This is a genomic window from Blattabacterium cuenoti (genome assembly GCF_014252115.1).
In the GTDB taxonomy this organism is placed as follows: Bacteria; Bacteroidota; Bacteroidia; order Flavobacteriales; family Blattabacteriaceae; genus Blattabacterium; species Blattabacterium cuenoti_AK.
In genome coordinates, this window is sequence record NZ_CP059211.1 from 593,288 (window position 1) to 608,661 (window position 15,374).

Genomic DNA, 15,374 nt, shown 5'->3' on the forward strand with positions numbered 1-15,374 from the left:
TTGTCAATGTATTCAAATAAAAAAATTGTACAAAGTTTAGGCGAAATTTTAAAAGCAAAATCTATATTTAATGTGATCATATCTCCAGGTTCTAGAAACGCTCCAATTATTATACATTTTACTCAAAATAAAAGTTTTAAAACTTATAGTATTGTCGATGAAAGATGTGCAGGTTTTTTTGCTTTGGGAATAGCCCAACAAATAAGAAAACCTGTAGTGATTAGTTGTACTTCTGGGTCCTCTGTTGTTAATTTTTATCCTGCAATAACAGAGGCTTTTTATCAAAATGTACCACTTATTTTAGTAAGTGCAGATAGACCAAAAGAAGTTATAAATATATTTGAAGGACAGACTATTTATCAGGAAAATATTTTTCAAAGACATGTAGTGGCCTCTATTCAATTAACAGAAGATGAATCTGAATCAGGCATGTGGTATAATGATAGATTAATAAATGAATCCATTAATGAATGTGTTTTAAAAAATAAACCTATACATATTAATATTCCATTTTCAGAACCACTTTATGGTACTACAAATCATTTAAAAGTAAAACCAAAAATTATAAAAGCTATACCTGTTAAAAATTACATTGAAACATATTCTTATAAAAAAGAACAAAACATGTGGAAAAAATATAGTAAAAAAATGATTTTGTTAGGATTATTTTATCCGGAAAAAGATATGGAGAAAACCTTAAGAAAATTAAGTTTAGATCCTTCTATTGCAATTTTTACAGAAACTACGTCTCATGTGTATGGAAAATTTTTTTTTTCAAATATTGATCAACTTATTTTTAATATGAATCATAAAGAATGGATAAATTTAAAACCTCATATTTTACTAACTATTGGAATAAATATTATATCCAAAAAAATAAAACTTCTTTTAAGAAAATATCCTCCAGTATATCATTGGCATATAGGTAAATATTATAAAAATTATCCAGATACTTATTATAGATTAACTACTTATTGGCCTATCAATCCAAAATCATTTTTTAAAATGATTAATAATTTTAATAATCCTATTTCAGATTATAGAAAAAAATGGGAAAAGTTAAGAAAAGAAAAAATAAAAAAACATAAAATTTTTTTCAAAAAAGAAAAAAGTTTTTCGGATTTAAAAGTTTTATTCTTTGTATTCAAATCTATACCTAACAATACCATTTTGCAATTAGGAAATAGTATGATTATAAGATACTATCAGCTTTTTGATAAAAAAAAATATTCTATTAAATCTTATTGTAATCGCGGAACTTCAGGAATAGATGGATGTGTTTCTACTGCTATAGGTTCTGCTACTATCATAAAAAAAACTGTAACATTAATTATTGGAGATATAAGTTTTTTTTATGATAGCAATGCTTTGTGGAACAATTATATTCCAAAAAATTTTAGAATTATACTTATTAATAATGGAGGAGGTAATATTTTTAGATTCATTTCAGAAAGTGAATTACCTGAAAAAATATTCAATTTTTTCGAAACAAAACATATTTTTTCTGCAGAAAAAATATGTGAAATGTTTCATTGGAGATATGAAAAAGTACATGATCAATATGCTTTAAAAAATAGTTTATCATATTTTTGGAAAAAATCAAATCATCCTTTTTTATTAGAAATAAATACTCAAAAATATAATAACGCTAAAATTTTGAAAAAATACCTATCTTATATTTCCTAATTTCAAAAATAATATCCCATAAAACTTTTATTCTTGCAAAAATTTCTCTAAACTGTGTTTTACCATCAAAAGTAAGGCTTTTAGCATTAAACCCAATCACATCCAATCCTAAACAATTTCCAATAAAAATAGCTCTTTCATTATGAAATCTTTGAGATATAATCGTAAATTTTTTTTGGTGAAAAATTTTATAAACTCTGATAATAGAATGCAAAGTATTAATTCCATAAAAATCTTCATATATAAAACGAGAAGGAATCCCTTTTTTTATTAATTCCTTTTTCATCATTTTTGGTTCATTATAATTTTTTTCTCTATTATCTCCACTGACAATAATATAACGTATTTTTCTATGACGGAAAAGGAAAAAAGCTGCATCTATTCTATACTTAAAATAAGCGTTAATCCCTCCTCCATGCAAATATTTAGAAGTACCTAAAACCACACCAAATGTATTATATGGAATACAATTAATAGAATTATAACTTTTTCTTTTCGACGAAAAACTTATTCCAACATAACAGAATACAATAAATGAAATAATAAGAAAAAATATACGTTTTATTTTTTCTAATTAATGCTAACTAAAAAGAATCATCCTCTATAGTCCATTCTCCTTTTTCTAAAAAAAATTCTATTTGTTTAAATTTAATATTTTTAGTTTCTCCCGTAATTAAATGACGAATATTAATTCTATTATTTCTCCCTAATTTTTTTTTATCTTTTCTTTTCATCAAAAGATTTGTTTTAAAATTATTTTTGTGTTTTGGAAAACACATAATATCTCCTCTTATAATAGTGGATTTAAGCAAAAAAGAAATAATTTTTTTGTTTATCTCATAAACTCTTTCTTGAAATAAATTAAAAGCATTTTGTTTATAAACAATAAGAGGATCTTTTTGTTCAAAAACAGCATTCTGTACAGAATGTCGTAAACTATCCATCTCACGTAAATGTTCTTTCCATTTTTCATCCACGAAACATAATATAGTCTTTTTTTCAAACATGGATAACAAAGATTTTCCTTTTGTATTATAAAATTCTTGTAAATTTGATACAGAAACTATATTTTGATTTCCATCTGTTAAAATAATCCGTATTTGATAAAATACGTGATTATTTTTATCTATAATATTAATATTAGATATAATAGGTGTTATATCATGATTAATCATTTTTATTTTCTTTTTCTCATAAAAATCAAGAATTATATCATGTAATTTTCTAACACAATCATGTTCTTTATATAAAAAAAACTCATTTTCTTGTATCGGAAATTTAATACCAAAAACTTGAAGGAATTCATATTCCAAACTCTTAAAATCATTGAGAGACTTGTTTACAGTAATCATTATATCTAATAAAATATAAACCATATTAGAAATATCTAAACCTAATTCATTTCCAAACAATGCATTTCTTCGTTTTTTATAAATAAAAGCCCTCTGTTTATTAATCACATCATCATAGTCTAATAAACGTTTTCGTATACTAAAATTATTATCCTCTATTTTTTTTTGTGCTTTTTCAATAGATTTAGTCAGTAAAGGGTGTTGTATAATATCTCCTTCCTTATGTCCAAATCTGTCCATTAATTTAGAAAGTCTTTCTGAATTAATAAATAAACGAATTAAATTATCTTCTAAAGACACATAAAATTGAGAACTACCTGGATCCCCTTGACGTCCTGACCTACCTCTTAATTGATTATCTACTCTTCTAGAATCATGTCTTTCAGTTCCTAAAACTGCCAATCCTCCATTTTCAATAACTTCTTTTGACACTTTAATATCAGTTCCACGACCAGCCATATTAGTTGCTATAGTTACGGATCCAGGAAAACCTGCTTTTGCTATGATTTCAGCTTCCTTTTCATGTAATTTTGCATTTAAAACATTATGTGGTATTTTCATAAATTTCAAAGCTCTACTTAAAAATTCTGAAACTTCAACAGAAGTAGTTCCAACAAGAACAGGTCGTTTTTCATTTCTAGATAAAAAAACAATTTTTTTTATGACAGCATTATACTTTTCTCGTTTTGTTTTAAAAACAAGATCTTGTAAATCTATTCTTTGTATTTTCTTATGTGTAGGAATTATTACTACATCTAACTTATAAATATGCCAAAATTCTCCAGACTCTGTTTCTGCTGTTCCTGTCATTCCAGATATTTTCCTATACATTCTAAAATAATTTTGCAAAGTTATCGTAGCCAAAGTCTGACTGGAAGATTCTACTTGAACATCTTCTTTAGCTTCTATAGCTTGATGTAATCCATCAGAATAACGTCTCCCTTCCATTATACGACCAGTTTGTTCATCTACTATTTTCACTTTTCCTCCTAAAACAACATAATCTATATTTTTTTCAAATAAAGTGAAAGCTTTAAGTAATTGATTTATAGTATGAATTCTTTGTGATTTGATATAGAAATTCTTCATAAGTTCTTCCTTTTCTTTTATTTCTTTTTCCTTAGAAAAATTTTTTTTCTCTAATTCAGTTAATTCTAGATTAACATCCGGTAAGACAAAAAAACTTATATCTTCCACATTTTTCGATAAAAATTCAATTCCTTTATCTGTTAATTCTACAGTGTTATTTTTTTCATCAATAACAAAATAAAGATCTTGATCCACTTTATACATTTCTCTTCCGTGATCTTTAAAATATTGATTTTCAGTTTTTTGTAAAATCAAACGAATATTATCTTCACTCAAGAATTTTATCAAAGATTTTTTTTTCGGTAAACCACGATATGCCTGAAATAATTTAAAACCTCCTAATTTTTTTTCTCCATTTTTAATCAAATTTCTTGCTTCATATAAGAAATTATTAACTATCACATTTTGTTTATTTACCAAAATTTTTACTTTTCCTTTAAATAATTCAAATTCTTCTTTATTATCTTTTTTAGAATCAACAGGACCCGATATAATTAAAGGAGTACGTGCTTCATCTATCAAAACAGAATCTATTTCATCTATAATAGCATAATTTAATTCTCTTTGAACTAAATCCTCTTTAGAAGAAGCCATATTATCACGTAAATAATCGAAACCAAACTCATTATTAGTTCCATAAGTAATATCTGCTTGATAAGCTTTCCTTCGCATATATACATCAGAAGACGAGTAATTATCAATACAGTCAACTCTTAACCCATGAAATTCCATTAAAGGAGCCATCCAACTTGTATCTCTTCTAGATAAATAATTATTTACTGTAACAATATGTACACCCCTTCCAGATAAAGCATTCAAATAAGCAGATAAAGTTGCTACAAAAGTCTTTCCTTCTCCTGTAGCCATCTCTGCTATCTTTCCCTGATGTAACACGACTCCCCCCATTAATTGAACATCATAATGTACCATATCCCATACTATACTCTTTCCATGTGCATTCCACTCATTTTTCCAAATTGATTGATCTCCATTTAAATGGATATAAGACTTTATTTTTGATAATTCTTTATCAAAAGAAGTAGAACTTACAACAAGTTGTTTTTCTTCTTTTAAACGTCTAGTAGTTTCTTTAATGATAACGAAAGCTTGAGGTAAAATATCTATTAATACTTTTTGCTCTACTTTATAACATTCTTCTTTAAGATTTTCAATACTTGAATATATGTTTTCCAATACATTAACAGAACAAAATTTTTCTTTTATTTCTTTCAAAAAATTTTGTTCTTCATCATAAAATCTTTTTGTAGATTTTTGTATAATATTTTTTAAGTCTTGAGTTTTATTTCTTAATCCATCATCAGATAACAAAAATATCTTTTTCTCTTCTTTTTTAATTTGAAGTAAAAATTTTTTAACCTCTTTTAGGTCTCTATCATTTTTATTGATTAATAACTTATTTAAAATATTTCTGATAAAACTCATTAAAAAATATATATCAAAACTGTTAAAAAAATAAACAATTTAAAGTTCATATTCATCTCTGTTCCAATAAAAATCTTCGTCATCACGTGGATAATCTGCCCATATATCTTCTATAGATTCAAAAACTTCTCCTTCTCCATTTTCTAATTGTTGAAGATTTTCAACAACTTCTAAAGGTGCTCCAGTACGAATAGCAAAATCAATTAATTCCTCTTTTGTTGCAGGCCAAGGAGCATCTTCTAGATGAGAAGCTAATTCTAAAGTCCAATACATATATTGATATTTTTAACTATTAAAAAATAATAAAAATGATATTTTATTTTTATATATTTGATTTTCAAAAATCAATGAACTTTTTCATATAAAATTACAAGATAAAATTAGTGAATTTAAATTACAAATAAATTGCATGAAAAAGTTTCCAAGAATTGTATTTATAGGTTCAAATCATTTTTCTCTTCATTCTTTAAAAGAGTTATATTTAAAACAATACAATATTGTAGGAATAATTACAAATCCTGATAATCCATTTTCTAAAAAATCAGGAAAAAAAGCATTTACCCCTATAAAAATATATGCATTAGAAAATAATATTCCTTTTTTACAACCTGTAAATCTTAAAAATTCTTTTTTTTTAGAAAATATAAAATCATGGAATGCTGATATACAAATTGTTGTATCTTTCCGGTTTCTACCTAAAGAAGTATGGAGTCTTCCTAAAATGGGATCTTTCAATTTACATGCTTCTCTACTTCCACAATATAGAGGTGCTGCTCCTATTAATTGGGTAATTATTAATGGAGAAGATAAAACTGGATTGACTACTTTTTTTATAGAAGAAAAAATAGATTTTGGAAAAATACTTTTACAAAAAAAAATTCAAATAAAGAAAGAAGAAACTGCAGGAGAATTAGAAAAAAGATTAAAAAAAATTAGTGGCTCTATAGTTATTAAAACTTTAGAAAATATTATAAATAATAAAATAAAACCTATTCCTCAAAAAAATATTGATTTTTCTTTATTAAAATGTGCACCAAAAATATATAAAAAAGATTGTAGAATACAATGGAAAACTCTATCGATAGAATCGATTTATAACAAAATAAGAGGATTAAGTCCTTATCCTACAGCATGGACATTGTTATTTTTTAATGAAAAAAAATTTTTTAGATTTAAAATTTTTATCGCTAAAAAAATATATAAAACACATACTTTTCCAATTGGATCCATATTTATTTTTTCATTAAACAAAATGAATATATCTGTTAAAGAAGGTTTTATATCTATTATTGAAGGACAGATAGAAGGAAAAAAAAAAATGAATATTAAAAATTTGATTAACGGACTGAAAATAAGAAAAAATCTTTTCGTTCAATAAAAATTTCAGTCATTTATCCTTTATATATATATTTGTTATTTCTATTATTAACTAGAAAATAATTTCCTAATTAACTAAAATTAAATACATTATTCATGAATAAAACAGAATTGGTTAATTCAATAGCTGAAAAAACTGGAATAACAAAAATAAAAGCTAAAAATGTTACAGATGCCTTTATTGAAACAGTGATTGAATCCTTAAAAAAAGGAAATAAGGTAACTCTTGTCGGATTTGGAACCTTTTCTGTAATAGAAAGGCATCCCAGAAACGGAGTCAATCCTAGGACAGGAAAAAAAATACATATTCCAGGAAAAAAGGTAGCTAAATTTAAAATAGGAGCAGAATTATCAAAATTGTGATTCTTAAAAAGAAAAAGAAGAAGAAAAGATAAAGTTTAAATAAACTTTATCTTTTCTTTATAATCTAAGATTATTTATTATGGATAAAATCTATATAAAATCCATTTGTTTTTTTCTTCTAAAAAATAAACAAGTCTGTCATGTAATCTATTAGGTTGACCCTGCCAGAATTCCATTTTGTATGGTTTAATAATATACCCACCCCAATCAAAAGGACGTTTGACAATCTTTTTTCGAAAAAAATCATTCCATTTTTTATATTGTTTTAATAAATGATTTTTAGATGAAAGAATCATACTTTGTCTAGAGGTCCAACTTCCAATTTTATTTTCTCTAGGTCTGTTATGAAAATAATTATCTGATTTTTTTCTTGGAATTTTTGATGTTATTCCTTTAATAATAATCTGTCTATCCGTATTTTTCCAATAAAAAGAAATACATACTTTTGGTATATTTTGAATTGCTCTTCCTTTTAAGCTATAATAATTTGTATAAAAAATAAATCCACTTTCTGAATATTCTTTTAATAAAACAATTCTAGTTTCTGGACATCCATCTTTACCTATAGTAGAAATAGACATAGCATTAACTTCTTCATCTTTTTTATGAAAATATTTTTCTTGTTGAAACCAATTATCAAACAAATGAATAGGTTTTTTTGGAACATCAGATTCTAATAAAGAGTTTCTTGTATTATAATTTTTTCTTAATTTACTTAAATCAATAATCATGATATTATTTATAAAAATATACTAACTTTATTATCAATTCTTTTATTATTTTAGGCGTGATAGCTCAGTTGGTTAGAGCGTTGGATTCATAACCCAGAGGTCGGGGGTTCAAATCCCCCTCACGCTACAAAAATGAATTATCATAAATGTACTTTTCTGTTTTTAATTATTCTCTATTAAGAAAATTACATATTTTATATAAAATCATAAATATTAATAATTTATCAAATTTAATTACTTTTGAAATTTCGAAAAAAAATAAATTAAAAATTATATGGGGTTTAGATTCAAAAAATCTAATTTATACATTTATAGATATAAATGTTGAGGAATATACTAAAGAAGAAAAAGTAACTATATCCATAAAATTTATGATAGATATTCTGAGTACATTCCAAAATGAAAGACTTTTTCTGAAAAAAAATAAAAAAAAGACATTGAGCATTCATTCTAAACAGGGTGTTTATGAAGTTCCTACTTTTTATTATGACTCACATTATGATAATATCCTTACTAAAATCAGTATTAGTAGTATAAAAATTTCTTTATTTTCAAGTATTTTTTTAAAAATATTAGATAAAACTTTATTTGCCACTGGAGATAATAAATGGAATCCTATATTAAATGGAGTATTTTTTCAGTTTTTAACTAATAAAGCAAACTTCATAGCAACAGATACTTACAAACTAATTAAATATACTATAAAAAATTTAAGAACAAATAAAAATTTTCAATTTATTGTATCTAGAAAACATTTAAACATAATTAAAGAAATTATAAAAAAAGAATTTATAAGAAATGAAAAGAAAAAAAATATGATTATTATTAAAAAATTCAATAATCATATTTTTTTTCACTTTAAAAATCACATTTTTTTATGTCAATCAATAAATAAAAAGTATCCAAATTATCATTCTATTATTTCTTATAATAAAAAACATCATGCCTCTTTTATTATCAATAAATTTTTATTATTAAATGCTATTAAAAGGTTTTCTATTCTTTCTAAAAAATATTTTTTTATTGATTTTCATATTAATCATAATAAATTAAACATTTGTAATCAAAATACTATTGATAATGATAATTCTATTTTAGAATCAAAAATAGAATGTAAAGTAATTTTTGATGATCTTAAAAAGATTAAAATAGGCTTTAATACCAAATTTTTAATTGAAATTCTATCTTCTTTAAATGAAGATTTTGTGTATTTTGAACTACATCATAAAATGGGAATTTTAAAACCATTATACAAACAAAAAAAAGAAGAATCAATTTTTATATTGATTATGTCTACAATAAAAACATGAAAATATCATTAAATTGGATAAAAAAATATGTATTTCCTCTTGAAATAAGTGAAAATGAAATATCCAATATACTGACTGATATTGGATTAACAACAAAAAAAGTATTTAGTATAAATAAAGATTTTATTCTAGATATAGAAATTACACCAAATCGAACAGATGCCATGAGTCATTATGGTGTTGCACGTGATTTATATACTGTTTTAAAATTTCGTGGATATAAAGTTCATTTATTAAAACCAATTATCAATAAAGATAAAACTGACGATTTATGTAATCAATCTGATATTCATATTTTTATGAAAAAAAACGAAAAATATATAAGATATTCTGGAATATTAATTTCTAAAATAAAAACAAAACCATCTCCATATTGGTTAATATCTAGATTAAAATCTATAGGAATAAAATCTATAAATAATATAATAGATACAATAAATTTTGTTATGTATGAATTGGGCCAACCTATACATATATTTGATATGGATAAAATAGAAGGTAAAAAAATCATAATAAAAAATGCGGAAAAAGGTACAGATTTTCAATTATCAAATAATATTAGATTAAAACTTAATGAAAAAGATTTAGTTATTTATGATAGTGTAAAACCATTATCCATAGCTGGAATAATCAATAACCCTATATCCAGCATAAATATGAAAACAAAAAATATTTTTATTGGAAGTGCTTGTTTTCATTCCAATATTATTAGAGATATAATAAAAAGACATTCTATCAAAATAGAAACACAACATCTTTTTGAAAAAGAAAATGATCCTAACCAAACAGTAAACGCTTTACAAAGAACAGTTTTTCTTATAAAAGAAATAATGAATAATAAAATAGAATATTCTAAAATTATTGATTTTTATCCCAATCCTACATCTTTACCGAAAATAAAACTTCGTTATAATAAAATCATAAATACTATAGGCAAAAAAATATCGAAAAAAAAAATAAAAAAAATTTTATTATTATTGGAAATAATAATTCTATATGAAAATGATAAATATTTATTTATCAGTGTTCCTTCCTATAGAACAGATGTTAAAAGAGAAATAGATGTTATTGAAGAAATTTTACGGATTTATGGAATTCACCAAATTACGGTATATAATAAAATGAAAATACCTACACTTCACAAGTGTTTTTACAAAACAGAATATGAGATACAAAAAATACTTTTTGAACAACTAGTTTGTTATGGTTTTCAAGAAATTATTTCTTCCACTATGGTAAATGAAGATAAATATTCTTCTTTATTCAATTCTTTTTTTAACAGAAAAGAAATTAAAGTTCTCAACCCAATAAATCATAATCATAAAATTATGCGTTCTAGCTTATTATTTAGTATGATAGATTGTATAAAATACAATTATAATAATAATAGAACTGACTCAATTATAAAATTTTTTGAATTAGGAAAAGTCTATTACAAAAACAATAGAAAATTCTTAGAAAAAACTTACCTTGGAATAAGCATATCAGAAAAAAACAAAATTGGATCGAAAAATTATCCTTTTTTTTATCTAAAAGGAGTTATTGAACAAATTTTTCAAAAAAGCGGAATATGCAATTATACTCAAATACTTTCTAAACATCCGTTATTGGAAAACGGTATTTCTATACTATATAATCAAAAAAAATTAGTCGAACTAGGAAAATTTAAAAAAATTATTTTAAAAAAAAATGAAATATTTTATGCGGAAATCGATTGGAAATATCTAGTATCTATAATTCAAAAAAAGAAAATAACTTATATTCCATTTTCAAAATATCCTAGTTCAAGAAGAGATTTATCGTTATTAGTAGATAAAACTGTTTCATTTGAAAAAATGAATCAATTAATCAAAAAAAAAGAAAATCATATAATTAAAAAAATTAAAATATATGATTTGTATGAAGGAGAAAATTTACCTGTTTCAAAGAAATCTTATACTGTAAGTTTTTTCTTTGAAAGTGAAAAAAAAACATTAACTAATAAAATTATTAATATCTCAATGAAAGAAATTGAATTTTTTTTAAAAAAAGAATTAAAAGCTGAGATAAGAAAAAAAACATAATTATATAGAATAAGATAGTTTTTTCAAAATTTTTTTTAATCCAGTTTCTTTTTCTATAATTTTAGATATTTCTTTTACATGAATTCTTTTTTGTTTCATGCTATCTCTATTTCTCATTGTTACTGTATGTGTTTTTATAGTATCATAATCTATAGTAAAACAAAATGGTGTTCCTATAGCGTCTTGTCTTCTATATAATTTTCCAATAGATTTTTTTTCATCATAAATCAATCGATGACAAATTTTTATATCATTAAATATTTTTTTCGCTATTTCTGGTAATCCATCTTTTTTAACTAATGGAAATATAGCAGCTTTAACTGGAGATAAATAATAAGGAAGTTTCAAGACTACACGTATAGTTCCGTTTTCCAATTTTTCTTTTTTTAAGGAAGAAGAAAATATAGCCAAAAAAAAACGGTCTAATCCTAATGATGTTTCTATAACATAAGGAATATAATTTTTTTTCAATTCAAAAACTCTTAATTTTTTTTTAGAAAAAAATTCATGACTTTTTAAATCAAAATCCCTACGAGAATGAATTCCTTCTATTTCTTTAAATCCAAAAGGAAAATGAAATTCTATATCTGAACCTGCACTTGCATAATGAGCTAAATGATCATGATCAGATAATCTATAGGATTTTTTATCTCCTAAATTTAATTCTAAATGCCATTTCAATCTAGAATTTTTCCAATATTCATACCATTTAATTTCTTCTTCAGGAAGAATAAAAAATTGCATTTCCATTTGTTCAAATTCACGCATTCTAAACAAAAATTTTCTTGCAAAAATTTCATTTCTAAATGATTTTCCTATTTGAGCAATTCCAAATGGAATTTTCATTCTATTAGATTTTATAACATTATAAAAATTTGAAAATATACCTTGAGCTGTTTCAGGACGAAGAAATAAATTTTTTTCATTTTTTATTTCAAACATCATATTAAAATGACGAATTTCTGTCCAATTCTTTGTTTTAAATACAGGATCACAAATACATAATTCATCAATTAAAACTCTTATATCTAAAAAATCCTTTTTTTTTAAAGATTGAGACAAACGAGATAATGTTTTCTCTTTTTTTTTAGGATCATCTAAAAAATTTTTTTCCACATATTCTTGGATCAAAATTTCAGGACGATATCTTTTTTTAGAATCTTTATTATCAATTAATAATTCGTTAAATTTATCTACATGACCAGATGCATACCAAACATCGGAATGCATAAGTATAGAAGAATCCAATCCTACTATATTTTCATGAAGTTGAGTCATAGACTTCCACCAAAATTCTTTTATATTATTTTTTAACTCAACTCCATATGGCCCATAATCATAAATAGCATTCAATCCTCCATATATTTCGCTAGAAGGAAAAATAAAACCATAAATTTTTGCATGAGAAATTAAAAAATCAAAAAAATGATTATATTTTTTCATATTTTACTATACACATAAAGATAAATATTTTTCCAAATCTAATGCAGCCATACATCCAGTTCCAGCGGAAGTTATAGCTTGACGATAATTAGGATCTTGTACATCTCCTGCAGCAAAAACTCCTGGTTTATTTGTTGTTGTTTTTCCTTTTTGTACAATAATATAACCTTTTTCATCTAAATCTAATTCATTTTTAAATATTTCTGTATTAGGAATATGTCCAATAGTAATAAATAAACCACTAATTAAAATAGTTTTATTCGTTTTATTTTTTGAATTAATGATTTTAATACCTTCTAGAAAATCATTTCCAACAATATCTGTGATATTAGTACAGAATAAAACATTAATATTATTTTTTTTTGAAATATGATATTGCAAGATTTTTGATGCTTTAAAATGATCTTTTCTAACTATTAAATATACTCTTTTACAAATTTTTGACAAATAATTTGCTGCTTCTAAAGCAGAATCTCCTCCTCCTATTACTGCTACATCTTTTTCTTTATGAAAAAAACCATCACAAGTAGCACAAAAAGAAACTCCTAGTCCAATGAATTTCTTTTCTTTGTTTTTTCCTAAAAATTTAGGGGTAGAACCTGTAGCTATAATCACTCCCCTACTTTTTATACATTTTTTTTCTCCAAAAAAAATATAATGTATACCTCCTTCTTTATTAGATAAAACCACACGGCTTACTGATTCGTTTATTATTTTAGTATGAAAACGTCTTGCTTGCTTATCACAATTATTCATTAGATCATTTCCGTTAATTCCTTTTGGAAATCCAAGATAATTATCCACATCACTTGTAGTAGTCAACTGTCCTCCAGGTTGAAGTCCAGTAAAAAGAACTGGATTCATATTAGCTCTTGCCGTATACACAGCGGCAGAATAACCAGCAGGACCAGACCCAATAATTACACAATTTTGTATTTTTTTTTTGAATAACATAAAAATATTTATTTCTTTATTTAGAAAAAATTTTTAATTTTTATTAATTAATAAATTATGGCATTATGAATTGCTTAATCTCTTTTATAAAAAAACATTTATTTTTGAAAAAAATAAAGAATAAAGTTTATATATTTTGCGTAATCAGAAAAAAATTTTATCTTTTTACTCAAGAAGAAGTAATACGTCAATATATAATTTTTTTATTAAAAAAATTGAAAAACTATAAAAATTCTAATATATGGGTGGAATATCCTTTAAAAATAAATAAGCTAAATAAACGATTAGATATTCTAGTTCAACTTAAAAAAAAACCACATATACTTATTGAATGTAAAACTCCCAAAATTTCCATTACACAAAAAACTTTCGATCAAATTTCTATATATAATCAAACTGTAAAAGCTCCATTTTTAATGGTAAGTAATGGAGTAAAAAATTTTATTTTTCAAATTGATAAATACAAAAAAAAATTTTTTTTTCTAAAAAAAATTCCATAAACATAAAAAATTCTAATTAGTTTTTATCCTAAAGAATGCATATAATCAATAAGATCTAATAATTTTGTAGAATAACCAATTTCATTATCATACCAAGAAACTATTTTTAAAAAATTGGAATTCAACATAATACTAGAATTTGCGTCAAAAATAGAAATTCTTGCATCTCCCAAAAAATCAGTAGAAACAACTGGATCTTCTGTATATCCTAATATTCCTTTTAATGTAGTTTCAGAAGCTTGTTTCAAACAAAACTTAATTCTTTCAAAATTAGTATTATTTTTTAATTTAACCGTAAAATCCAAAACGGAAACATCTGCTACAGGTACTCTAAAAGCCATTCCTGTTAATTTACCATTTAAACTAGGAATAATTTTTCCTACTGCATTAGCCGCTCCTGTTGAGGATGGAATTATATTAACCAATGAAGATCTTCCACCCCTCCAATCTCTATAAGAAACAGAATCAACAACTTTTTGAGTTGCAGTTGAAGCATGTATAGTCGTCATCAACCCCTCAGATATTCCAAAATTATCATTCAAAACTTTAACAATTGGAGCCATACAATTTGTAGTACAAGAAGCATTAGATACAATATTCTGATTTTTTTTCAAATCTTTATGATTTACACCCATAACAAACATGGGTATATCATCTTTAGGAGGTGCTGATAAAATCACTTTTTTAGCTCCTGATTTTAAATGAGCATTAGCTGAATTTTTAGTCAAAAATAAACCAGTAGACTCAACAACATATTCTATATTTAGATTTTTCCAATTTAGTTTCTCCGGATTTTTTTCGTTACTTACCTTTATTCGTTTTTCATTTAATATTAGATAATTTTTATCTTCAATGCGAATATTTCCTTTCAAATTACCATGAACAGAATCGTATTTTAACATATATGCCAAATATTCTATAGATACTAAATCATTTATAGATATTACTTCAATATTATTTCTGTTTAAAGCATTCAATAAAACTAGTTTTCCTATTCTTCCAATTCCATTAATTCCTATTTTAATAGACATATTAAAAATATTTATTTTTATTTCTTGTAAAA

The 15,374-nt window shown here is 23.9% G+C and carries 13 protein-coding genes and 1 tRNA gene; 7 read left to right on the top strand and 7 right to left on the bottom strand.

The features are described from left to right. The first annotated feature begins 6 nt into the window (after nucleotides 1-6). On the top strand, nucleotides 7-1,686 hold the full coding sequence (gene menD, locus H0H44_RS02880) for a 2-succinyl-5-enolpyruvyl-6-hydroxy-3-cyclohexene-1-carboxylic-acid synthase (RefSeq protein WP_185871617.1): 1,680 nt from the start codon (nucleotides 7-9) through the stop codon (nucleotides 1,684-1,686). On the opposite strand, the gene H0H44_RS02885 is transcribed toward menD, so the two are convergent. The 3 genes from H0H44_RS02885 to H0H44_RS02895 form a co-directional block, all read right to left on the bottom strand. Continuing rightward, a complete protein-coding gene (locus H0H44_RS02885) occupies nucleotides 1,649-2,131 on the bottom strand; it encodes a SanA/YdcF family protein (RefSeq protein ID WP_238786130.1) in 483 nt (160 codons plus the stop codon). The two genes, menD and H0H44_RS02885, sit on opposite strands and share 38 nt — an antisense overlap. A gap of 139 nt (nucleotides 2,132-2,270) precedes the next feature. Next, complete coding sequence (secA, locus tag H0H44_RS02890; protein ID WP_185871618.1) at nucleotides 2,271-5,570, bottom strand: preprotein translocase subunit SecA; 3,300 nt, start codon at nucleotides 5,568-5,570, stop codon at nucleotides 2,271-2,273. A 39-nt stretch (nucleotides 5,571-5,609) separates the two neighbouring features. Then, a complete protein-coding gene (locus tag H0H44_RS02895; RefSeq protein WP_012821710.1) occupies nucleotides 5,610-5,843 on the bottom strand; it encodes a DUF2795 domain-containing protein in 234 nt (77 codons plus the stop codon). Between the two features lie 136 nt (nucleotides 5,844-5,979). Between H0H44_RS02895 and fmt the strand changes: the two genes are divergently transcribed. Together fmt and H0H44_RS02905 are read left to right on the top strand one after the other, a co-directional pair. After that, nucleotides 5,980-6,948, top strand: a complete 969-nt coding sequence (gene fmt, locus H0H44_RS02900) for a methionyl-tRNA formyltransferase (RefSeq protein WP_185871619.1) — start codon at nucleotides 5,980-5,982, stop codon at nucleotides 6,946-6,948. A gap of 95 nt (nucleotides 6,949-7,043) precedes the next feature. Continuing rightward, the gene (locus H0H44_RS02905) at nucleotides 7,044-7,310 is read left to right on the top strand and encodes an HU family DNA-binding protein (RefSeq protein ID WP_185871620.1); all 267 of its coding nucleotides are present in this window, start codon (nucleotides 7,044-7,046) and stop codon (nucleotides 7,308-7,310) included. A 77-nt stretch (nucleotides 7,311-7,387) separates the two neighbouring features. On the opposite strand, the gene pdxH is transcribed toward H0H44_RS02905, so the two are convergent. After that, nucleotides 7,388-8,041, bottom strand: a complete 654-nt coding sequence (gene pdxH, locus H0H44_RS02910) for a pyridoxamine 5'-phosphate oxidase (RefSeq protein WP_185871621.1) — start codon at nucleotides 8,039-8,041, stop codon at nucleotides 7,388-7,390. A 53-nt stretch (nucleotides 8,042-8,094) separates the two neighbouring features. Between pdxH and H0H44_RS02915 the strand changes: the two genes are divergently transcribed. From H0H44_RS02915 to pheT, 3 genes are all read left to right on the top strand, one after another. Continuing rightward, nucleotides 8,095-8,168, top strand: a tRNA-Met gene (locus tag H0H44_RS02915). Nucleotides 8,169-8,187: 19 nt separating this feature from the next. Then, nucleotides 8,188-9,351 (top strand): DNA polymerase III subunit beta, encoded by a 1,164-nt coding sequence (locus H0H44_RS02920; protein ID WP_185871622.1) that lies wholly within the window; start codon nucleotides 8,188-8,190, stop codon nucleotides 9,349-9,351. Further along, the gene (gene pheT, locus H0H44_RS02925) at nucleotides 9,348-11,414 is read left to right on the top strand and encodes a phenylalanine--tRNA ligase subunit beta (protein WP_185871623.1); all 2,067 of its coding nucleotides are present in this window, start codon (nucleotides 9,348-9,350) and stop codon (nucleotides 11,412-11,414) included. The genes H0H44_RS02920 and pheT overlap by 4 nt, the downstream gene beginning before the upstream one ends. Here pheT and H0H44_RS02930 read toward each other — a convergent pair whose 3' ends face one another. Together H0H44_RS02930 and trxB are read right to left on the bottom strand one after the other, a co-directional pair. Beyond that, nucleotides 11,415-12,857 carry a glycine--tRNA ligase gene (locus tag H0H44_RS02930; RefSeq protein WP_185871624.1) on the bottom strand — a complete coding sequence of 481 codons (1,443 nt, stop codon included), beginning with the start codon at nucleotides 12,855-12,857 and terminating at the stop codon, nucleotides 11,415-11,417. It lies immediately after the preceding gene. A gap of 6 nt (nucleotides 12,858-12,863) precedes the next feature. Continuing rightward, nucleotides 12,864-13,811: a thioredoxin-disulfide reductase gene (gene trxB, locus H0H44_RS02935; protein ID WP_185871625.1), complete on the bottom strand. Its 948-nt coding sequence runs from the start codon at nucleotides 13,809-13,811 to the stop codon at nucleotides 12,864-12,866. Nucleotides 13,812-13,876: 65 nt separating this feature from the next. Here trxB and H0H44_RS02940 point away from each other — a divergent pair, with 65 nt between their 5' ends. Further along, the gene (locus H0H44_RS02940) at nucleotides 13,877-14,311 is read left to right on the top strand and encodes a type I restriction enzyme HsdR N-terminal domain-containing protein (RefSeq protein ID WP_185871626.1); all 435 of its coding nucleotides are present in this window, start codon (nucleotides 13,877-13,879) and stop codon (nucleotides 14,309-14,311) included. A gap of 23 nt (nucleotides 14,312-14,334) precedes the next feature. Here H0H44_RS02940 and gap read toward each other — a convergent pair whose 3' ends face one another. Next, nucleotides 14,335-15,342, bottom strand: a complete 1,008-nt coding sequence (gene gap, locus H0H44_RS02945) for a type I glyceraldehyde-3-phosphate dehydrogenase (RefSeq protein WP_185871627.1) — start codon at nucleotides 15,340-15,342, stop codon at nucleotides 14,335-14,337. Nucleotides 15,343-15,374 lie beyond the last annotated feature (32 nt).